15 protein-coding genes, 2 tRNA genes and 2 pseudogenes are annotated in these 21,686 nt (G+C 33.0%); 8 read left to right on the forward strand and 11 right to left on the reverse strand.

Features of this window, described 5'->3' with window-relative positions; genetic code table 11:
* The first annotated feature begins 62 nt into the window (after window positions 1-62).
* On the forward strand, window positions 63-524 hold the full coding sequence (locus GQR97_RS17830; RefSeq protein ID WP_317164138.1) for a BfmA/BtgA family mobilization protein: 462 nt from the start codon (window positions 63-65) through the stop codon (window positions 522-524).
* A 276-nt stretch (window positions 525-800) separates the two neighbouring features.
* Here the strand turns inward: GQR97_RS17830 and GQR97_RS19905 are convergent, their stop codons facing one another.
* From GQR97_RS19905 to GQR97_RS17850, 5 genes are all read right to left on the reverse strand, one after another.
* Window positions 801-1,499 (reverse strand): site-specific integrase, encoded by a 699-nt coding sequence (locus GQR97_RS19905; RefSeq protein WP_317164080.1) that lies wholly within the window; start codon window positions 1,497-1,499, stop codon window positions 801-803.
* 3 nt (window positions 1,500-1,502) lie between these two features.
* Complete coding sequence (locus tag GQR97_RS19910) at window positions 1,503-1,916, reverse strand: Arm DNA-binding domain-containing protein (protein ID WP_317164081.1); 414 nt, start codon at window positions 1,914-1,916, stop codon at window positions 1,503-1,505.
* Window positions 1,917-2,133: 217 nt separating this feature from the next.
* Window positions 2,134-2,208, reverse strand: a tRNA-Pro gene (locus GQR97_RS17840).
* A gap of 35 nt (window positions 2,209-2,243) precedes the next feature.
* Window positions 2,244-2,332, reverse strand: a tRNA-Ser gene (locus GQR97_RS17845).
* A 101-nt stretch (window positions 2,333-2,433) separates the two neighbouring features.
* Window positions 2,434-4,488 carry an HD family phosphohydrolase gene (locus GQR97_RS17850; RefSeq protein WP_158850887.1) on the reverse strand — a complete coding sequence of 685 codons (2,055 nt, stop codon included), beginning with the start codon at window positions 4,486-4,488 and terminating at the stop codon, window positions 2,434-2,436.
* 210 nt (window positions 4,489-4,698) lie between these two features.
* Here GQR97_RS17850 and GQR97_RS17855 point away from each other — a divergent pair, with 210 nt between their 5' ends.
* Window positions 4,699-5,877 carry an acetyl-CoA C-acyltransferase gene (locus GQR97_RS17855; RefSeq protein ID WP_158850889.1) on the forward strand — a complete coding sequence of 393 codons (1,179 nt, stop codon included), beginning with the start codon at window positions 4,699-4,701 and terminating at the stop codon, window positions 5,875-5,877.
* A gap of 118 nt (window positions 5,878-5,995) precedes the next feature.
* On the forward strand, window positions 5,996-6,745 hold the full coding sequence (locus GQR97_RS17860) for a C40 family peptidase (protein ID WP_158850891.1): 750 nt from the start codon (window positions 5,996-5,998) through the stop codon (window positions 6,743-6,745).
* 74 nt (window positions 6,746-6,819) lie between these two features.
* Here GQR97_RS17860 and GQR97_RS17865 read toward each other — a convergent pair whose 3' ends face one another.
* Complete coding sequence (locus GQR97_RS17865; protein ID WP_158850893.1) at window positions 6,820-8,070, reverse strand: tetratricopeptide repeat protein; 1,251 nt, start codon at window positions 8,068-8,070, stop codon at window positions 6,820-6,822.
* 17 nt (window positions 8,071-8,087) lie between these two features.
* Window positions 8,088-10,661 (reverse strand): DNA gyrase subunit A, encoded by a 2,574-nt coding sequence (gene gyrA, locus GQR97_RS17870; RefSeq protein WP_158850895.1) that lies wholly within the window; start codon window positions 10,659-10,661, stop codon window positions 8,088-8,090.
* Between the two features lie 259 nt (window positions 10,662-10,920).
* Between gyrA and GQR97_RS17875 the strand changes: the two genes are divergently transcribed.
* The gene (locus GQR97_RS17875) at window positions 10,921-13,470 is read left to right on the forward strand and encodes an ATP-dependent Clp protease ATP-binding subunit (RefSeq protein ID WP_158850897.1); all 2,550 of its coding nucleotides are present in this window, start codon (window positions 10,921-10,923) and stop codon (window positions 13,468-13,470) included.
* A gap of 82 nt (window positions 13,471-13,552) precedes the next feature.
* The gene (locus GQR97_RS17880) at window positions 13,553-13,945 is read left to right on the forward strand and encodes a hypothetical protein (protein ID WP_158850899.1); all 393 of its coding nucleotides are present in this window, start codon (window positions 13,553-13,555) and stop codon (window positions 13,943-13,945) included.
* Window positions 13,946-14,092: 147 nt separating this feature from the next.
* Here the strand turns inward: GQR97_RS17880 and GQR97_RS17885 are convergent, their stop codons facing one another.
* Window positions 14,093-15,490 carry an MFS transporter gene (locus tag GQR97_RS17885; RefSeq protein WP_158850901.1) on the reverse strand — a complete coding sequence of 466 codons (1,398 nt, stop codon included), beginning with the start codon at window positions 15,488-15,490 and terminating at the stop codon, window positions 14,093-14,095.
* Window positions 15,491-15,565: 75 nt separating this feature from the next.
* Window positions 15,566-16,387 (reverse strand): M48 family metallopeptidase, encoded by an 822-nt coding sequence (locus GQR97_RS17890; protein WP_158850903.1) that lies wholly within the window; start codon window positions 16,385-16,387, stop codon window positions 15,566-15,568.
* A 204-nt stretch (window positions 16,388-16,591) separates the two neighbouring features.
* Between GQR97_RS17890 and msrB the strand changes: the two are divergent.
* Both msrB and GQR97_RS17900 read left to right on the forward strand, forming a co-directional pair.
* Window positions 16,592-17,075: pseudogene (gene msrB, locus GQR97_RS17895) on the forward strand (peptide-methionine (R)-S-oxide reductase MsrB).
* A gap of 153 nt (window positions 17,076-17,228) precedes the next feature.
* Window positions 17,229-17,699, forward strand: a pseudogene (locus tag GQR97_RS17900) (DUF1572 family protein); the annotation flags it as partial.
* Between the two features lie 537 nt (window positions 17,700-18,236).
* On the opposite strand, the gene GQR97_RS17905 reads toward GQR97_RS17900, so the two are convergent.
* A complete protein-coding gene (locus tag GQR97_RS17905; RefSeq protein ID WP_158850905.1) occupies window positions 18,237-19,520 on the reverse strand; it encodes an NAD(P)/FAD-dependent oxidoreductase in 1,284 nt (427 codons plus the stop codon).
* A gap of 175 nt (window positions 19,521-19,695) precedes the next feature.
* Here GQR97_RS17905 and lpdA point away from each other — a divergent pair, with 175 nt between their 5' ends.
* Entirely contained in the window at window positions 19,696-21,072 is a 1,377-nt protein-coding gene (gene lpdA, locus GQR97_RS17910) for a dihydrolipoyl dehydrogenase (protein WP_158850907.1), read from the forward strand.
* Window positions 21,073-21,140: 68 nt separating this feature from the next.
* On the opposite strand, the gene GQR97_RS17915 is transcribed toward lpdA, so the two are convergent.
* Window positions 21,141-21,638, reverse strand: coding sequence for an outer membrane protein (locus GQR97_RS17915; protein WP_158850909.1), 498 nt, complete (start codon window positions 21,636-21,638; stop codon window positions 21,141-21,143).
* Window positions 21,639-21,686: the final 48 nt, after the last annotated feature.

Below are 21,686 nucleotides of genomic sequence, written 5' to 3' on the forward strand. Positions count from 1 at the left end.
ATTTTAATACCATTCGGCTAAAGAAGAAAACCATTGTTAAATTTAAAAAATATTCAAAAAAAATCAGTCCAAGTTATTCTGAAACCTTGGATTTTATGATTGCTTTTTTTGAAGATAATAACCTATCTCCCTATGATACTTTAGGAATGAACAGAACGTCTCTTCAAAACGTTTTAAACAAACGTTTGGATGCAGTAATATCAATCTTGAGACAAGTTGAAGAAACCCAACTGAAGGCCACCAAGAAGATGTTGAGATTTCTATTTCAAGGCATTGAAGATACTAAACCTTTGATTTTGGAAAAATCAACTATTACAAAACCAATTCCTAAAGCAGAGAATGAAGCATTAATATATTATCGTAATGCCTACTTTAAACAACAAGCCGAATTAATTAAACTGAAGCATAAATTCAAAGACACCATTGGAAAATTCAAACTTGTCAAAAAGACTTTTAGTTCTAATATTTACTCGTTGAAAGTATCTGAACAAGAATATACTGAATTAAAAAATAATGTTTTTTGAATTTTTTCTACCGCGCTCGCTTGGGCGAGCTTGCTGCATTTTTAAAATGATGGATTCTCCGCGCTCAATATAGAACGGTCATGAAAAATCATTTTTAAATAGCCAGCCTCTAAATCCATCCTTTTAAAAACGTTTTTCATCACTCTGCCAGCTCCATTCTTTTTTGCTTTTTCTTTTCAAACTTTATAAGCAAATTTTGTATGTCCTGACTTATTTTTGTTTCTAGTACCCTGGCATAGATTTGAGTTGTTGATAATTTGGCATGCCCTAATAGCTTTATACTGTTTCTATTGGAACACCATTTGATAACATGACTGTAGTTGCAAAAGTATGTCTGGCAACATGAAAAGTAATGTTTTTACGTATACCACAGTCCTTGGCAATTTCTTTTAAGTAACTTTTTGCCTTTTGGTTTGAACACAAAGGTAACATGGTTTTGCTTATTTTATTTTCAATAGCCTCTTTGTACTTATTAATTATGGTCATTGCTTGAGGAAGAACAGGTATCTCGACTGTTTCATTTGTTTTCTCCCGTTTGGTAAATATCCAATGGTTATTATCTATACCTCTAACTATTTGATTAACTGTAAGTTCCTTTACATCGATATATGACAAACCTGTATAACAAGAAAAGATAAAACAGTCTTTTACTCTTTCTAATCGCTCATTTCCATAATGTGTACATTCTAATAGTTCAAGTTCCCTTTCTGTTAGATAAGCTCTATCATACTTATCATAATGCAATTGAAATTTTTTAAATGGGTTCTTTAGCATCCATTCCAGCTTTACAGCTAGATTTATCATTTTCTTAAAACGTTCTAAATGTTTCATCACTCCATTGTTGCTTAACATGAATTTCTTTTGGGCATTTTTATAATTGCGTAAGTAATGTTCAAAATCACAGATAAAACGATAGTTTAATTGTTTTAGATAAATATCGTTTGTTTTGAATTTTTGATTTAGAAATTTCTGCAAATACTATTCCGTAGTATAATAATTTTTCATTGTGCCCTGTTTAAGTACGGAAACCATATTTGTATTGTGATAGTACAACAAGTCATTAAGTGTTTTTCTGGTATTATCATCTCCCAAATAACGGGATTTTATAGTCTTAGATGAGATCACTTTATCTTCTTCTAATAATTGCTTGTGGCAATCCAATAACCTATTGTACTCTTGATTCAAATAGCTATTCAATACTCGTGAGGAGTAAGAACTACCGCGTCCACGACTTTTTGAGGCGTCCCATGATTTTGTCAAAACGGTTCTTTTTAAGCTGATTTCTGAGCGTTTACCATTAACGGTAATCCGCGCATAGATAGATAGTTTACTTACTATACTTCTAGATTTTCTGGTAAATAAAACAATAGAAAATGTTTTGTTCGTTTGCATTTTAAAAGGTATTTAGTTAAACAAATTGATTTGAAAAACAAATGTCAAATTGCTTCTAAATGCTCTTTAAATTTACGACAATTCTGTGAAGAAAGTGTACACCTAATTGCACACCTTTTATTTGATTTTATATGATATCAAACGATATCATATAAAACAAAAAACACTGAAAATCATACGATTAACAGTGTTTTTGTCTTCCCTATCTCTAGGTTAGTCGGGGTGGCAGGATTCGAACCTGCGACCTCCTCGTCCCAAACGAGGCGCGATAACCGGGCTACGCTACACCCCGAATTGGTTATCTATATTTCATAATGAAATATTTTGCGGAGAGACAGGGATTCGAACCCTGGGTAAGTGTTTCCACCTACGACGATTTAGCAAACCGTTCCTTTCGGCCACTCAGGCACCTCTCCAGTAATATTTAATAAGAACTCTGCATTACCATTTTAATGCGGGTGCAAATTTAGGATTTCATCTTAGATCTAACAAACATTTTTGTGTTTTTTTTTGAAAATTATTCAGGATATTCAATTCTTAAATGATAAATGTTTGCTAGCTTGTGTTTTAGCACTTTTTTTATGGATTCAATTTCTTTAAAAGTAATGTTTGCATTTAAAAATTGTCCCTCACTTATTTGTTTATCTATAATATTTTCAACAAAAGCATCAATTTTTGTTGATGTTGGTTCCTTTAAACTTTTAGATGCAGCCTCAATACTATCACACATCATTAAAATAGCCGTCTCTTTACTAAAAGGTTTTGGACCAGGGTAACTAAAATCTAATTTATTAACTACTTCTTCTGGAAAATCCTTTTTTTCTTGCATATAAAAATAATAAACTACGCTTGTACCATGATGCGTTCTAATAAAATCTATAACGCGATCTGGTAAATTATTTTTTCTAGCAATTTCTATCCCATCAATAACGTGATCGGTAATTATTCTTGCACTTTCTTTAGATGATAACTCGTCATGTGGATTAATGCCTGTAGATTGATTTTCGGTAAAGTAAGTTGGGCTCTTCATTTTACCAATATCATGATACAAAGCTCCTACCCTAACCAACATGGAATTTGCTCCAATTTCGTTCGCGGATGCTTCGGCTAAATTAGCTACGTTTAATGAATGATGAAACGTGCCAGGTGCCTTATTCGATAATTCTTTTAATAACTTAGAATTTGTATCCGAAAGCTCCAATAAAGAAACATCGGAAACCAACCCGAAAACTTTTTCATAAACATAAATTAAAGGCTGCACAAAAAGAGTAGCTAATCCGCAAAGCACAAAATATCCAAATGTTTGCCATTCTAAAGTTTCAACTGTACCTTCATGAATTACAAAAAACGCAAAATAAGCAATAAAATAAACTAGTGTAATTTGCCCAACCGATATAAATAGATTAGCTCGTTTATAAAGTTCTTTTACTGTTAAAATAGTAACAATTCCTGCAATAATTTGTAAAAACATGTACTCATAGCTATTCGGTACAACAAAACCTAAAAGCAATACGGTAATAACATGAGAAAACAAACCCAATCTCGCGTCAAAAAAGGCTTTAAAAACAAGCGGTAAAATACATATTGGAACGACGTAAATAAACTTAGAATTATAGTTCACCACCAATGTGGTTAAAAATATTAATAAAAATATATTGAAAAATATAAATGTAACTTTCGTGTTATTTTCAAACACATCTAATCTATATTTCATTAAAAACAATAACAGCATAAGTAATGCTAAAGCCACCAAAAGAGTATAAGCAAATAGAATCCATAAATAGTTGGATTTACTCCAAACTTGCGATTCGTATTCAGACTGTAAAGACTTTAATATTTCATATTTATCACCTTGTACAACCTCTCCTTTTGCTACAATCAATGTTTGTTTTTCTATACTGCCTCTTGCATAAATTATTTTATTAAGTTCATCTTGTAAAGCCTTATCTGTAAAAGATTTATCGAAAGTTAAATTAGGCTCAACCAAATCATAGAATAACGATACAAATTCAGTTTTATAAGCAGATAAACGGTGTTTTTTTAAAACACGTTCAATTACCGAAGTCACCTCATCGAGTTTAATTAAATCGAAATAAATACCTTCTTCTTTTTTAACTCGCTCGTCTAGAATAACAATTCTTTTTTCATCCGAAAAACTATAACTTTCATTTAAAACCCCAAAGGCATAAAGTTCGGAAATAATATCGGCTCCCGTTTTATACAATTCACTAGACTTGGCAAGCGAAATAGTATCAGAAAAAGCAGAAGAAAACTCACTCTTAAAAGATGTTTTTACTTTATTCTCAATACTATTATCAATAGTAAAATATAACGTTCCGTTATTAATAAGCTCCTCTTTTTCTTGAGCAATTTCATTTTCAGATTTTTTTATAGCAAAATCAAAAGGAGCATATAAATTCTCTGATTGCCAAGGCTTTCCTTTTTCAAAATTATATTTAAATTTCCCGCTTTTAGGAAACAAATAAACAATTAAAAACGTAGTAGTAATATATAAAAGTACTTTATATATTAAAGAATGGTTTCGGTATAATTTATTTATAAAGTCTTTCACGAGTAAATTTTCTAACTAAATTCTTAATTAAAATTCAGTTAATGATTTCATTTTCAAATGTAATAAATTATTAGGCTTTCACCACGTTTTATAATGAACACATCTCTGCATATTATTAAAAAAATCGTTATTTTCGCAATGAATTTATTCTATTCTTATTTTTTTATAATTTAATAAAATATATTCGAAGCTAAACCAAAGTAGATCATTATGAACAAAGAAGTCGTTATCGTTTCAGCCGTAAGAACGCCAATAGGTAGTTTTTTAGGAAGTTTATCAACCATTGCTGCACCTCAATTAGGAGCTATAGCAATAAAAGGCGCTTTAAATAAAATTAATTTAAACCCAAAATTGGTAGACGAAGTTTTAATGGGTAATGTAGTTCAAGCAGGTACTGGTCAAGCTCCGGCAAGACAGGCTGCCATATACGCTGGTATCCCAAATACTGTTCCATGCACAACGATTAACAAAGTTTGCGCTTCGGGTATGAAAGCTGTTATGCAGGCTGCACAAAGTATTGCGCTTGGCGATGCAGAAATTATTGTTGCTGGTGGCATGGAAAACATGAGTTTAATTCCTCATTATTTACATGCTAGAACGGGCACCAAATTTGGTTCTGCATCATTAATTGACGGTTTACAAAAAGATGGTTTAGTAGATTCTTATAGCCAAAACGCTATGGGTGTTTGTGCCGATACTTGCGCTAATGAATATGAGTTTTCTCGAGAAGATCAAGATGCTTACGCTATTCAATCGTACAATCGTTCTGCAGCAGCTTGGGAAGCAGGGAAATTTGATAATGAAGTTATACCTGTTGAAGTACCTCAACGCCGCGGAGAACCTCTTATTTTTTCTAAAGATGAAGAGTTTACAAACGTGAAAATGGATAAAATTCCGCAACTGCGACCTGCCTTTAGTAAAGAAGGTACAGTTACAGCTGCTAACGCTTCCACCATAAATGATGGTGCCGGAGCAATGATTTTAATGAGTAAAGAAAAAGCTAACGAACTTGGTTTAAAAATTCTAGCCACTATAAAAGGTTATGCCGATGCTGCACAAGAACCAGATTGGTTTACTACTGCTCCTGCAAAAGCATTACCCAAAGCCTTAAAGAAAGCTGGTATGAAACTTGAAGATGTTAATTTCTTTGAATTTAATGAAGCATTTTCGGTTGTTGGATTAGCAAACATGAAAATTTTAGGACTTACCGATACTAATGTAAATGTAAATGGTGGCGCGGTTTCTTTAGGACATCCATTAGGCTGTTCTGGTGTTCGAATTTTAATAACATTACTAAATGTGTTAGAACAAAACGATGCCAAAATTGGTGCCGCAGCAATTTGTAATGGAGGCGGTGGCGCATCGGCCGTAATTATTGAACGTAACTAAAAAACAGTAAGCAATGTATTTAGTTAGTTAATAATTGACTAAAATTGAAAAATAAAGAACCTAGAGATTTAAATAAAATTATATTTTATTTAAATTATTAAACAACGATAATTTATTAATGCAATACGGAATTTGTAATTTAAGCATTGTACCACTAAGACTTGAACCCTCGGATGCTAGCGAGTTAGTTTCGCAAGTTATCTATGGTGATTTGTTTAAAGTTTTAGAACAACGCAAAAATTGGAGTAAAATCAGAATTGCCTTTGATACGTACGAAGGTTGGGTAGATAATAAACAATATGCCGAAATAACTGAAGAGCAATATAGCGACTTAAAAATGCAACCGTTAAAACTTTCTGGTGATTTAGTTGAATTTATTCAAGATAAAAATGAACAACTCCATCCTATTGTTTTTGGTTCTGGCTTAAACGGATTATCTGTTTTAAACCATGGTTATGATGGTGGCCTCATTTCTGGAAGACACCCAAAATCACAAATAATACAAACAGCTTTCACGTATTTAAACGCCCCTTACCTGTGGGGAGGAAAAACGCCATTTGGTATTGATTGCTCTGGCCTTACGCAAATGGTTTACAAACTAAATGGCTATAAATTACTTCGGGATGCATCTCAGCAAGCCACACAAGGTGAAGCTTTAAGTTTTATAGAAGAAAGTGAACCTGGCGATTTAGCTTTCTTTGATAATAGTGAAGGTGTAATTACTCACGTTGGCTTAATTATGGAAGATAATTACATCATTCATGCCCATGGAAAAGTTAGAATTGATCGTTTGGATCATTCAGGGATTTATAATGTAGATAGAAATATACATACACACAAACTACGTGTTATTAAAAAAATAATTTAATTTTCATTTTTGAATTTAAACATAAAAAAAGGTCGCAAATTGCGACCTTTTTTATTTTATAAAAGTAAGGTGATTTATTGAGCACCTTCTAAAGCTTCAACTTTAGCTTTTAAACCTTTTGCTTTATCCGATTCACCTAAAATATTGTAGATGTTCATTAAAGTTTTAGCTGCACTTAAGTTTTCAGTATCAATTTCTAATGCTTTAGATAAAAATGGAACTGCTTCTCTGTATAAGTTTTGACGCTCTTCTCTTAATTCATCGTAACGTAAATCATCTTTTTTAGAACTACCTAAACCATTCATTTCTGTAATAAGTGGCTCCTCTCTTGCCAATACAAGAGCAGAAATATTAATATAAGCATTAACATAAGTAGGATCTAACTCAATTGCTTTTTCATAATAAGCTTTTGCTTCAACTGGATGATCTGATTCTGCAGCAATTACACCTAAATTATACTGCAATTCTGGGTTAGTAGGATCTAATTCTGTAGCTTTACTTAAAAGCTCTTGGAACTTCTCGATATTCCCCATTTTGTAGTGCGCATTAGCTTCAGATAAAATTAAATTAATATCATTAGGGCTTTCTGCTCTAGCTTCTTGAAGTGCTCCAATAGCCTTATCATCATTACCTTGGCTTACATAAATAAGCGCCATGTTTTTAACGATCTCTGGTTTTTTAGATTCCGTCATACGCTCACCCGGTTTAATATGGCTCTTTGCTTTTACGTAAAGATCACGAGTTGCTTTATCAAGAATTTCTTCTTCACCCGTTTCCTTATTAGTTGCAAAATATTGCTTTTGGATACCTGTGTAACCTAAACTCTTAAGCTCATCATATAAAACTAAAGCACGATCGTATTCTTGCACATTTACAGCTGTTGCAGCCGCATAATACAAGTAAACTGTATCTTTAGCTTTTACTCTATATGATTTTTCAAAATACTTTGAAGCAGTAGAGTAATCTTGTTTTTCGTAAGCTGTATTTGCTTTAGTTAACAAACCATTAGAAATAGTTTGTTTTAAATCAGTAATTTCCGCTCCATAAGTTCCTTCTGCTTTTGTTAAGTTTTCTAGTGCTGAAGCAACATCTGCATCAGAACCTTTACCGTTAGCATAAAGTGCTTGTCCTAATAAATAGTAATATTTGGCTTTAGTTTTTTCATCCATAGCACCTAAAAGACCTTCTGCGGTTGTTGCTGCTGCTTTTGCTGCTGCAAAATCACTCGATTTAATAGCTTTTTCAACGGCCTTCAATTCCTTCTTTTGTGCAAATGAAAATGCACCCATTGAAATGGCTAAAGCTATGATTAATTGTTTTTTCATTTTAAATAATATTAAGTTTAAATTTCAGTGTTATTATCGTCTAAATTATTATCAAGAGTTGTGCCATCTTCAGAATCCTCAGTGTTTTCAATACTTTCAACGCCTTCTACTCCTTCAACTAATTCCTCTCCTTCAACTATTATTTCCTCTTCTTCATGCATTACTTTAGCAACTGCCGCGATAGAATCTTTTCCTTTAAGATTAATTAATTTAACCCCTTGAGTTGCACGCCCCATAACTCTTAAATTAGCAACAGCCATTCTAATCGCTATACCGGATCTATTTATAATCATTAAATCATCTTCATCAGTTACATTCTTAATAGAGACTAAGTTACCTGTTTTTTCCGTAATAGAAATAGTTTTAACGCCTTTTCCACCACGGTTGGTAATTCTGTAATCTTCTAAGCTTGAACGTTTACCATAACCGTTTTCAGACACCACAAGCACGTTGCTTTCCATATCATCAACAGCTATCATTCCGATAACCTCATCAGTTTCTTCATCTTGTAAACGAATACCACGAACACCAGATGCTCCACGGCCCATTGGTCGTGTTTTAGCCTCTTCAAAACGAATAGCTTTACCAGATTTTAATGCTAACATTACTTGGCTTTCACCAGTTGTAAGTTTTGCTTCTAATAAAACATCATCATCTTTAATTGTAATCGCGTTAATTCCATTTGTTCTTGGACGAGAATATTGCTCTAAAGAAGTCTTTTTAACTTGACCCTTTTTAGTTGCCATAATCACGTAATGACTATTAATGTACTCTTCATCTTTTAAATCTTGAGTACAGATAAAAGCCATAACTTTATCATCTTGCTCAATATTTACAAGGTTTTGAATAGCACGTCCTTTTGATGTTTTGCTGCCTTCTGGTATTTCGTAAACACGCATCCAGAAACATTTTCCTTTTTGAGTGAAGAATAACATGTATTGGTGGTTTGTACCAACAAATAAATGTTCTAAGAAATCTTCATTACGAGTTGTTGATGCTTTTTGACCAACTCCACCTCTATTTTGAGTTTTGTATTCTGTTAAAGAGGTACGTTTAATATAACCTGCATGAGATATAGTAATTACTACACTTTCATTAGGGATCATATCTTCGATACTTAAATCGCCACCCGCATACTCGATAACCGAACGACGCTCATCTCCATATTTATCACGAACTACTACTAATTCTTCTTTAATGATATCCATTCTACGCTCTTTACGATCTAGAATATCTTTAAGGTCGATAATAGTTTTCATAATTTCATCAAACTCAGCACGTAATTTATCTTGCTCTAAACCTGTTAATTGACGCAAACGCATCTCAACAATAGCTTTAGATTGTATTTCTGAAAGTTCGAAACGTTCAATTAAATTACTCTTAGCTTCATCTGCATTTGATGATGCACGGATAATTTTGATAACTTCATCTATATTATCCGAAGCAATAATTAGTCCTTCTAATATATGTGCGCGTTCTTCCGCTTTACGTAATTCATAAACAGTACGTCTAACAACAACATCATGTCTATGCTCTACGAAATAATGAATTAACTCTTTTAAGTTCAACATTTGTGGACGTCCATTTACTAATGCAATATTATTTACACTAAATGAAGACTGTAATGCTGTATATTTAAAAAGTTTATTTAAAACGATATTAGGAATCGCATCACGTTTTAAAACGTAAACGATACGCATACCATTTCTATCAGATTCATCACGAATAAGCGAAATACCTTCTAATTTCTTTTCGTTAATTAAATCGGCAGTTTTCTTAATCATGTCTGCCTTATTGACTTGGTACGGAATCTCGTCAACAACAATACATTCACGTCCGTGTACCTCTTCAATATTAGTTTTTCCACGCATAACAATACGTCCACGACCAGTATGAAAAGCTTCTTTTACACCATCGTAACCATAAATAGTTCCACCTGTTGGAAAATCTGGAGCTTTAATGTGTTGTATAAGTTCGTCAATTTCAATATCGCTATTTTCAATATATGCTATTGTTCCATTAACAACTTCTGTTAAATTGTGTGGAGGCATATTCGTTGCCATACCTACCGCAATACCAGATGCTCCATTAACTAAAAGACCTGGAATACGTGTTGGTAAAACTGTAGGTTCTTGTAAAGTATCATCGAAATTCAACTTATGGTCTACGGTTTCTTTATCAATATCTGCCAACATGTCCTCAGATATTTTTTTCATACGGGCTTCCGTATAACGCATTGCTGCCGGACTATCTCCATCGATAGATCCAAAGTTTCCTTGTCCGTCTACAAGCATATAACGTAAACTCCACTCTTGAGCCATACGTACCATTGCATCGTAAACAGAAGTATCTCCGTGTGGGTGATACTTACCTAAAACTTCCCCAACTATTCTTGCCGATTTCTTATGTGCTGTATTTGCTCTAATACCCAGTTCATGCATACCATAAAGTACACGTCTATGAACGGGTTTTAAACCATCTCTTACATCTGGTAAAGCACGTGACACAATGACTGACATTGAATAATCAATGTAAGCCGATTTCATCTCATCTTCAATATTAATTGGTATAAGTTTTTCTCCTTCTGCCATATATATTTTAATTAAGTTTTATGTAATTTTCAAAACATGCTAATATAACAAATCCTTGAGTTATACTAAGGGTTTTAAAATCATTTTTTCATGTTTTTTATTAACAATTTTAAACCCTTTTTTAGTTAATAAGTATGTAATTGAAAATTTTGATTGAATATCCTTTTTTTCGTCAATTAGCATTTTACACACAAAAAAAGGTATAGTTTTTGTCGTTGGTAAAATGTTTTAGTATTTTTAATGCAGAAAGGACAAGAATATGGATGATAATTTTTCCCCAAGAGTAAAAGATGTTATTGCTTATAGCAAAGAAGAGGCATTACGTTTAGGTCACGATTTTATAGGGACCGAACACCTAATGCTCGGGCTTTTGCGCGACGGTAATGGCAAAGCAATTAAAATTTTAGACGCTTTAGATATTGATTTAAATCATTTAAGGCGTAAAGTAGAGATATTAAGTCCTGCAAACCCCAATATAGCAGTAGGTTCCAACCAAAAGAAGAACCTACACTTAACTAGGCAAGCAGAGCGCGCACTGAAAACTACGTTTTTAGAAGCTAAATTATTTCAGAGCACCTCTATAAATACAGCGCACTTACTGCTCTGTATTTTAAGAAATGAAAATGATCCAACTACAAAACTTTTAAATAAGTTGAAAGTTTACTACGACAATGTTAAAGAACAATTTAAAATTATGATTACAAACGATGATAGTTATATAGAACCAAAATCTGAATTTCCAGATGATGATTCTAACATAGAAGACGAATCTTCTAAAGAAAACATTTTTAACGCGCCAACTGGAGCTAAAACCAACAAAAAGTCTAAAACACCTGTTTTGGATAATTTTGGCCGCGATTTAACGGCTATGGCCGAAGAAGGAAAATTAGATCCTGTGGTTGGTCGTGAAGAAGAAATTCAACGTGTATCACAAGTTTTAAGTAGAAGAAAGAAAAATAATCCCCTTTTAATTGGTGAACCTGGTGTTGGTAAATCTGCCATTGCCGAAGGTTTAGCGCTTAGAATTGTAAAACGTAAAGTATCGCGTATTTTATTTAACAAACGTGTGGTTACTTTAGATTTGGCCAGCTTAGTAGCAGGTACAAAATACCGCGGACAGTTTGAAGAGCGTATGAAGGCCGTTATGAACGAGCTTGAAAAGAACGACGATGTTATTTTGTTTATAGATGAAATTCACACCATTGTTGGAGCTGGAGGTGCTACTGGAAGCTTAGATGCTTCCAACATGTTTAAACCCGCTTTAGCAAGAGGAGAAATACAATGTATTGGTGCAACTACTTTAGATGAATACAGACAGTACATAGAAAAAGATGGCGCCTTAGAACGTCGTTTTCAAAAGGTAATTGTTGAGCCAACAACGGTAGAACAAACTATTGAAATCCTTAATAATATTAAAGGTAAATACGAAGAACACCATAATGTTGATTATACACCAGAAGCTATTGCGGCCTGTGTAAAATTAACAAATAGATACATGACCGAGCGTTTTTTACCAGACAAAGCTATCGATGCTTTAGATGAAGCTGGTTCTCGCGTACACATAACAAATATTGAGGTTCCAAAACAAATTCTAGAATTAGAAAAGAAACTAGAAGAAGTTAAGGAAACCAAAAATACAGTTGTTAAAAAACAGAAATACGAAGAAGCTGCGAAACTAAGAGATGACGAAAAACGTCTTGAAAAAGAATTAGCTATCGCTCAAGAAAAATGGGAAGAAGATACCAAACAACATAGAGAAGTTGTAACAGAAGATAATGTTGCCGATGTAGTTTCTATGATGACTGGTGTTCCCGTAAATCGTATTGCGCAAACAGAAATTAATAAATTGGCCGAATTACCAAACCTTATTAAAGGAAAAGTAATTGGTCAAGATAATGCTGTTGCTAAAGTTGTAAAGGCCATTCAAAGAAACCGTGCAGGGCTTAAAGACCCAAACAAACCAATTGGCTCATTTATCTTTTTAGGGCAAACAGGAGTTGGTAAAACGCAGTTAGCTAAAGTATTATCTAGAGAATTATTCGATTCGGAAGAATCGCTTATTAGAATTGACATGAGTGAATACATGGAAAAATTCGCTATTTCTAGATTAGTTGGTGCACCTCCGGGATACGTAGGATATGAAGAAGGAGGCCAACTTACCGAAAAAGTACGTCGCAAACCTTACGCTGTTATTCTTTTAGATGAAATTGAAAAGGCGCATCCAGATGTGTTTAATATGTTGCTTCAAGTTTTAGACGATGGGTATTTAACGGATTCTTTAGGTCGAAAAATTGATTTTAGAAATACCATAATCATTATGACTTCAAACATTGGAGCTCGTAAATTGAAAGATTTTGGTACAGGAATTGGTTTTGGAACTGCTTCGCAAAAAGCGCAAGAAGATGCCAATGCCAAAAGTGTGATTGAAAATGCTTTGAAAAAATCATTCGCACCAGAGTTTTTAAATAGAATTGACGATGTTGTTGTTTTCAATGCTTTAGAAAAAGAAGACATCAACAAAATTATAGATATTGAGTTAGAAAAACTTTTAGATCGTATTACATTGCTAGGCTACAACCTAACAATAACCGATAACGCAAAAGATTATATTGCAGATAAAGGTTTCGATAAACAATATGGTGCAAGACCTTTAAAAAGAGCTATTCAAAAATATGTTGAAGATGCTTTAGCTGAAGAAATTGTATCATCACATTTACAAGAAGGCGATAATATAAAAATTGATCTTGATTCAAAAACTGAAGAATTAAATATTTCGATTGTAAAAGCTGAAAAATCTACAGAATCATAAATTCTAATTTAGAATAAAACTAAAAGCTCGAAATTAATTTTTCGAGCTTTTTTATGTTTTAAATATTCACTATCTTAAGGATATGAAACACCTCATAAAAATACCCATTGGATTTATACATATTTATGAGAACTTTGTAGTTTCTATAATTGATGAAGGTGAAACAGTTACCAAGGATTCTAATAATATTCTTGAAGAAATAGCAAGTAAATACTTTAAGTCAAGAAGCTTTGTTTACATCGCACATCGCTTAAACTCATATGCCGTAGACCCTGCTGTTTATAAAAAAACCTCTTTGATTAAAAACTTAGTTGGTTTTGCCGTAGTCTCTAAAAATCGAGTTGCTCTTAGCAATGCTGAAATTGAAAAACTATTTTTAAACAAACCTTTTGAATCATTTACAAATTTAGATGAAGCTATAAATTGGTCTAATATGATTGTAAGTAATAATAATTTAAATACCTTGGATCGTTAATATCTATAATAAACTTAAAAAGCAAATCTTCACATTGTGTTCCTTCTAAAATGAAATAAAAATTTTACTTAAAGAGCATTTGGTAAATACAAATTTCAAACTAAAAACATGAGATTGACTAGAAAAAAAATGTTGTTTTTATATTATTTAACCTTCTAAATTAATCTTTTTCTTTTCCTGTGGAACTCTAAAAAGTAAAATAATTCCGCCAATAAAAAAGACAACAAGTACTAAGATTGCATTTCTCATGGTTCCGGTAATTTGATCGACAGTTGCAAAAATAACCATACCTATTACAATACCTATTTTCTCGGCAACATCATAAAAACTAAAATACGATGTAGTATCTTCTGTTTCTGGTAAAAACTTAGAATAAGTAGATCGACTAAGAGATTGCACACCTCCCATAACTAAACCTACAATACCAGCAGCTATATAAAATTGAACTGGTGTATGCATTAAATAAGCATAAAAACACAAAAACATCCAAATAATATTTACTGCAATTAATGTTTTAATGTTTCCAAATTTAGAGGACGCTTTCGATGTTATAAACGCTCCTAATATTGCAACTAACTGAATTACCAGTATACTAAAAATTAAACCAAAAGTTTTATCACTATCGGTACCCCAAGAAATTTCTTCTTCACCAAAATAAACAGCAACAAGCATAATAGTTTGTACCGACATACTAAATACAAAAAAGGCATATAAATAGCGCTTCAATCTTAAATTCTGTTTAAGTTCTTTCCATACTTCTCGTAATTCTTTTAAACCATTAAAAACAACAGCTCGAGTTACTTTATGCCCCGATTTAGTTCCTTTTGGTAAAAAGTAAAAAGCATATTGACTAAACAAAGCCCACCAAACTCCAACAGTAATAAAAGATATTTTCATAGCTTTAAATGATGCGGCATCTTTAACAGTATCTAGAGCTAATTGGATTTCGGCATCTGTTCCTGTTTCTCTTATAGATTCTGCAATACTTAAATCAAACCCGAAAAACTGAGGAAACATAACCATTACTAAATTAAACACCAACAAAAGTACACTCCCTAAATATCCCAAAGAAAAACCTTTAGCACTAACGCTATCTTGCTGTTCGGGATACGCAATATCTGGTAAGTAAGAATTATAAAACACCAAACTTCCCCAATAACCAATTAAACCCATAAAATAGAATAATAAACTAAGGTGAATTTGATCTAAACTAAACCAATATAAACCTATACAACCCGCGCTACCAACATAACAGAAAAATTTCAAGAAATTCTTTTTATTACCGACATAATCAGCTATTCCTGATAATATTGGAGATGTAAATGCAACCACTAAAAAGGTGAAAGCTGTAACAAAAGTGATTAAAGCTGTACTTTTAAAAACGGTACCAAAAGCTTCAACCATTTTAACTTCTGAAAGAAATAATGCCGAATAAAATATCGGAAAAATTGAAGACGTAATGGTTAAAGTATAAACCGAATTTGCCCAATCGTAAAAAGCCCAAGCATTTAAGAGTTTTTTACTCCCTTTTTCAAGTTGAATCATATAAAATATAGCTAAATAAAAAAAGCTGCTATTGATTAGCAGCTTCTAAAGTAAACAAATATTTTTATTATAATGTTATATCGCTCTAAACGATGTTACACCAAATTTCGCAGCTTCCTTTTTTGCGTCTGGAGCCCATTGCGTTAAGTTATTAATTCGAGTATCATTTGATGGATGCGTACTCATAAATTCTGCTGGAGCATCTCCTCCACTGTTTGCTTTCATACGTTTCCATAATTCGGCAGCTTCATCTGGGTTATACCCTGCAACAGCCATTAAATACAAACCTATTTTATCTGCTTCTGTTTCATGACTTCTACTAAAAGGTAACATTCCTAAAACTTGAGATCCAACACCATAATATTGATTAAAAGCATTTCTAGATTGTTCATCTTGTATAGCTACATTACCCGCTACAGCTAAACCTTGTTGTACATATCCAGCACTCATACGTTGCTGTCCGTGGTTTGCTAATGCATGTGCAACCTCATGACCCATAATAGCCGCAACACCAGTTTCGTTTGCCGCAATTGGTAAAATACCTGTGTAAAATACAATTTTACCTCCTGGCATACACCAAGCATTTACGGTTTCATCGTTTACTAAATTATACTCCCATTTATAATCATTTAAATAACCTGCGTTTCCATTTGCTGTTAACCAACGTTCAGCGGCTACAGCTATACGCTGCCCTACTCTAGTTATCATTTCGGCATCTTTTGTACCTGTTACAACATTATTATCCGTTAAAAATTGATCGTATTGAGCAAAGGCTGTTGGAAACAATTGATCGTTAGATACAAATGCTAGGGTTTTTTTTCCGGTAAACGGGTTCGTTGCACACGAAAATATCATGGCACAAATTCCTAGTGATATAAAAGTTGTTTTTAGTTTCATTTTCTTGGGTTTTATTTGATCTCAAAAATACAAAAACTGTATCTTTAGTTATTAGACACAATTTTCTTTAATTTGTCACATCCAAATTAACAAACTTTGAATAGAATAAAATAGCTTTTTCATTAAAAATTTAACTCTATTAAAAATTAGGCTCTTGTTATTTTTATGCCTTTAGTTCGACAAACATAAGAAACATCCTTTATAATGAACAAAATATTAGTCGCACTCAGTATATTTTTAGTTTTTAGTTGCAACTCCTCAGCACAAAAGAAAAAAACGGAAACAAAGAAAATTTTTGAAATCACAAAAACAAAAACCGAATGGAAAGCCCAGTTATCGGCAACCGAATATTATGTATTGCGTGAAGCTGGAACAGAACGCGCTTTTTCTAGCACTTTAAACAATAATAAAAAAGCAGGAACTTACGTTTGTAAAGCTTGCGAAACGCCTTTGTTTAAAAGTGAAAACAAATTTGACTCTGGATCGGGATGGCCTAGTTTTGATCAAGACATTAAGGGTAATGTAGATTTTTCTACCGATTACGATTTAGGATATGCGAGAACGGAAGAACATTGTGGCACTTGTGGCGGACATTTAGGTCATGTTTTTAACGACGGACCAAAAAAACACAACCGGCATGCGCCATTGTATTAATGGTGTTTCTTTAACATTTGTTCCTGAAAAATAAGATTCAAAATACATGTTTATAATAAAGACTTTTAATTTGCTTTTTCACACGCTCTAAACTATTTTTATACCATGGAAAGTTATTTAGAAAGTATTATTTAAACAGTTTGAATATTACAAAAGTTTAGGAGATAAAACTTTTGAGCAATTATCGTTTGAAGAATTACAAAATGAAATCGCTGAAGACGCTAATTCTATAGCTATTATTGTAAAACATATTTCCGGAAATATGTTGAGTCGCTGGACAAACTTTCTAACTGAAGATGGCGAAAAACCATGGAGACACCGCAACAGAGAATTTGATGATACATACGAAACCAAAGACCAATTATTAGAAAATTGGAATGCTGGTTGGTATTGTTTATTTAATGCGATTAAACCATTAAAACCTGATGATTTAGAACGCATTATCTATATTAGAAATGAAGGCCATACGGTTACCGAAGCCATAAACCGTCAGCTAGCTCATTATTCTTATCATATTGGGCAAATTGTTTTTTTAGGAAAAGTTTTTAAAGGGAAAGATTGGCAAACATTATCTATTGCTAAAGGTGCATCTAAAACATATAATGATAAAAAGTTTAATGAAGAGAAGTCTAGAAAATATTTCACTGATGATTTGTAATGGTAATTTATTCATAGTGAAGAGTATTGAAATAGATATTTCAGTTTGAAAAACTTACTCTTATTTGATTTATTCTAGTGTCCAAAGAACTCAAGATACAATACTTTTTTTGGTGTTATAATGAATATTGAAACGCCCCAGTTTTAAAATTCTCCTCTTATAAAAACAAATCGCCCACGTCATTTCGATGTGAGAAGAAATTCCGTAATACTTTGAACGATTGTTTATACTCCTATGCGATGGTTTCTAGCATCGACATGACAAACTTACTTTTGCAAACACACACAAATATAAATACCTAAAAACACTTTTGCGGATATGCCTTGCGAGAAGGATTGATGCGGCATCCTTTTTTTGTGCTTGCCTATTTTTTTACTGTTTAGTGCTAAACTTATTGTTATCCTTATATTTTAAGGCGAGACTAAAGTTACTTGAGCACAAGAAAAAGATATAGCGGAAAGCCTGTTTGCCATTTTTCATGGCAACTCGCCCAAAACTATTTTCAATTTAAACATCTATAAAAACACAAATGGACTTTTAGGTTTTAAACTTCTTTTTAAACGGACGAATTATTAGGCGTGCTTCGCGATCGAAACGTATGTAATTGTAAACCCAGTTTATAAAAACAACCATACGGTTTCGGAAACCGATGAGAAAAAACAAATGCACAAACATCCAAACATACCAAGCAAAAATGCCTTGAAATCTAATGTTTTTTAAATCGACCACTGCTTTATTTCTACCAACAGTTGCCATGGCTCCTTTATCTTTATAAGAGAAGGGTTTCATGGGTTTTTCTTCTATAAGTTTAAGAATATTATCTCCCAATTGCTGACCTTGTTGTATGGCTGGTTGCGCCATCATGGGCAAGCCATGCGGAAACTCATCTGTTACCATACAGGCAATATCCCCAATGGCAAAAATATGATCAAAACCTTTAACTTGGTTGCATTGGTTTACTAAAATACGGTTACCACGCGTTACAAAATCTTTAGCGTCTAAGCCTTTTATTGTAGCTCCTTCTACACCTGCTGCCCAAACTAAGGTTGCTGTATCGAAAGTTAAATCGGAATTTGTAGTTACCGTTTTGCCATCGTAATTTGTTACTCGTACGTTTTTCCAGACATGAACTCCTAATTTTTCGAGAAAATCTTCAGCTTTCGCAGATGCATTTGCACTCATACCTTTTAATAAACAATCTCCAGATTGAATGATGTTTATTTGCGCCAAACGGGTATCTAAATCGGGATAATCTTTAGGTAGAATTCCTTTTTTTATTTCGGCTAATGCGCCAGCAAGCTCTACTCCTGTAGGCCCGCCGCCAACAATTACAAAGCTCATAAGAGCAATACGCTCATGTAAATCTGTTGTTAACAGTGCTTCCTCAAAATTTTCGAGAATTAAACTTCTTAAATCTAAAGATTGCGGTATGGTTTTCATGGCCATACTGTGTTTTTCTATTTCCGTATTGCCAAAATAATTGGTTTTAGAACCGGAAGCGACTACTAAATATTCAAACTTTAAATCGCCTATATTAGTTTTTATGGTATTACAAGTAGTATCTATTTCGTTAACTTCTGCTAGTCTAAAATGAAAGTTTGGAAAATCTTTTAAAATTTTCCGTATTGGGTATGCAATCGAGTCTGGCTCTAGTCCACCCGTAGAAACCTGGTATAACAACGGTTGAAACGTATGGTAATTATGTTTATCTAAAAGCACCACTTGTACTTCTTGCTTCGATAATTTTTTTGCTAAGGCAACTCCTGCAAAACCGCCACCAATTATTACAATTCGTGGGTAACTTGTTTTAGGTATGTTCATAAATAATAACTTGCAAAGCAAAGGTAGTAAAACATTGATAGATTCCGTTATTGGTTGAAACTTCTAATACAATGAAACCTACTGAAGGCTAACAAAGTATTTTTTTACGATTTAAGGCTTAGTTAATTCATTATTACATTTCGATTTTGTAAATTCGTAACCTAAAATTTAACAAATGAGTAAATACGATATTATTGTTCTTGGAAGTGGCCCAGGTGGTTATGTAACAGCTATTCGAGCTTCACAATTAGGTTTTAAAACTGCTATTGTTGAAAAAGAAAATCTTGGTGGGGTTTGCTTAAACTGGGGTTGTATCCCAACTAAAGCCTTATTGAAATCTGCTCAAGTTTTTGAATATCTTAAACATGCTGAAGATTACGGTTTAAAAGTAACAGGTGCAGAACACGATTTTGATGCTGTTGTAAAACGTAGCCGTGGTGTTGCTGATGGTATGAGTAAAGGTGTTCAGTTTTTATTGAAGAAAAATAAAGTAGACGTTATTAACGGTTACGGAAAACTTAAACCTGGAAAAAAGGTAGACGTTGAAGGTACTGAATATAGTGCCGATAATATTATTATTGCTACAGGAGCTCGCTCTCGTGAGTTACCAAATTTACCACAAGATGGTAAAAAAGTAATTGGATACAGACAAGCTTTAACTTTAGAGAAACAACCTAAAAAGATGATTGTGGTTGGTTCTGGTGCTATTGGTGTTGAGTTCGCATACTTTTACAACTCTATGGGAACTGATGTAACTATTGTAGAATATTTACCAAACATTGTTCCTGTTGAAGATGAAGATGTATCTAAATTAGTAGAACGTTCTTTCAAAAAAGCAGGTATTAAAGTAATGACTTCTGCCGAAGTAACTACTGTTGATACATCTGGAGAAGGTGTAAAAGCTACCGTTAAAACAAGTAAAGGCGAAGAAGTTCTTGAAGCTGATATTATTTTAAGTGCTGTTGGTATTAAAACAAACATTGAAAACATTGGATTAGAAGATGTTGGAATTGTTGTTGATAGAGATAAAGTTATTGTAAACGATTTTTACCAAACTAATATTCCTGGATATTTCGCTATTGGCGATATTACTCCTGGACCAGCTTTAGCACACGTTGCTTCTGCTGAAGGTATTCTTTGTGTAGAAAAATTAGCGGGACAACATGTTGAAGCTCTAGACTACGGAAACATTCCTGGTTGTACTTACTGTACTCCAGAAATTGCATCTGTTGGTTTAACTGAAAAGCAAGCTAAAGCACAAGGTTTAGACGTTAAGATTGGTAAATTTCCTTTCTCTGCTTCTGGAAAAGCTAGTGCTGGTGGAAACAAAGAAGGTTTTGTAAAAGTAATTTTCGATGCTAAATATGGCGAATGGTTAGGCTGCCACATGGTTGGTACTGGTGTTACCGATATGATTGCAGAGGCTGTTTTAGGTAGAAAATTAGAAACTACAGGTCATGAAGTATTAAAAACTATACATCCACACCCAACAATGAGTGAGGCCGTTATGGAAGCTGTTGCAGCTGCTTATGATGAAGTAATTCATATCTAATACAAAACGTTATTACACGTTAGAAATATAAAAAGTGCTATTCAATAAATATTGAATAGCACTTTTTTTTAGAACTTATATTTAGCTCCTAATTTAAAAAGTGAGTTTGTACTTGGTAAACTTTGTTTAAACGGACTGTCGTTGCTTAAATTATAATTAAACCGAGCTTCCATTAAAAAGGACTCGGTAAAATCATATTGAACACCAAGAGTTCCTGATGCTGAAACATCTTCAACAGTTCCATTTTTTAGAAGTAAATTTGTGGTTGGCCCAAAGAGCACACTAAACTTTTCAGTAAAGCTATATTTTGCTAATAATGGAAATTCTTTAATACGGTAACTCTCACCAAAACCTCCAAAGTTAGTTTCAATATTTTCAGCTCGAACAACCCAATTATCATTTAATCTATATTCTGAAAAGTAGTTTGAAAATGGTAAAACCTCATTATTTATATTAACTTGATCACTAATTACAAATGAGTTCTCTTTCTCTTTCTCTTTCTCTTGAGCATTTAAAATAAAAAAAGCTGGATAGATTACACATAAAATAAGTAAAGCTTGCTTCATATCTAATTGGTTGTAAATTTAATACAACACAAAGCTAGCTTTAATATT

It is taken from the genome of Algibacter sp. L1A34, assembly GCF_009796805.1.
Lineage (GTDB): Bacteria > Bacteroidota > Bacteroidia > Flavobacteriales > Flavobacteriaceae > Algibacter.

Coding starts and splice junctions, on each gene's coding strand:
- GQR97_RS17860 (WP_158850891.1), top strand. CDS start 5,996: ATGCAATACGGAATTTGTAATTTAAGCATTGTACCACTAAGACTTGAA.
- GQR97_RS17890 (WP_158850903.1), bottom strand. CDS start 16,387: ATGAAACTAAAAACAACTTTTATATCACTAGGAATTTGTGCCATGATA.
- lpdA (WP_158850907.1), top strand. CDS start 19,696: ATGAGTAAATACGATATTATTGTTCTTGGAAGTGGCCCAGGTGGTTAT.
- GQR97_RS17885 (WP_158850901.1), bottom strand. CDS start 15,490: ATGATTCAACTTGAAAAAGGGAGTAAAAAACTCTTAAATGCTTGGGCT.
- GQR97_RS19910 (WP_317164081.1), bottom strand. CDS start 1,916: ATGCAAACGAACAAAACATTTTCTATTGTTTTATTTACCAGAAAATCT.
- gyrA (WP_158850895.1), bottom strand. CDS start 10,661: ATGGCAGAAGGAGAAAAACTTATACCAATTAATATTGAAGATGAGATG.
- GQR97_RS17915 (WP_158850909.1), bottom strand. CDS start 21,638: ATGAAGCAAGCTTTACTTATTTTATGTGTAATCTATCCAGCTTTTTTT.
- GQR97_RS17855 (WP_158850889.1), top strand. CDS start 4,699: ATGAACAAAGAAGTCGTTATCGTTTCAGCCGTAAGAACGCCAATAGGT.
- GQR97_RS17880 (WP_158850899.1), top strand. CDS start 13,553: ATGAAACACCTCATAAAAATACCCATTGGATTTATACATATTTATGAG.
- GQR97_RS17875 (WP_158850897.1), top strand. CDS start 10,921: ATGGATGATAATTTTTCCCCAAGAGTAAAAGATGTTATTGCTTATAGC.
- GQR97_RS17865 (WP_158850893.1), bottom strand. CDS start 8,070: ATGAAAAAACAATTAATCATAGCTTTAGCCATTTCAATGGGTGCATTT.
- GQR97_RS17905 (WP_158850905.1), bottom strand. CDS start 19,520: ATGAACATACCTAAAACAAGTTACCCACGAATTGTAATAATTGGTGGC.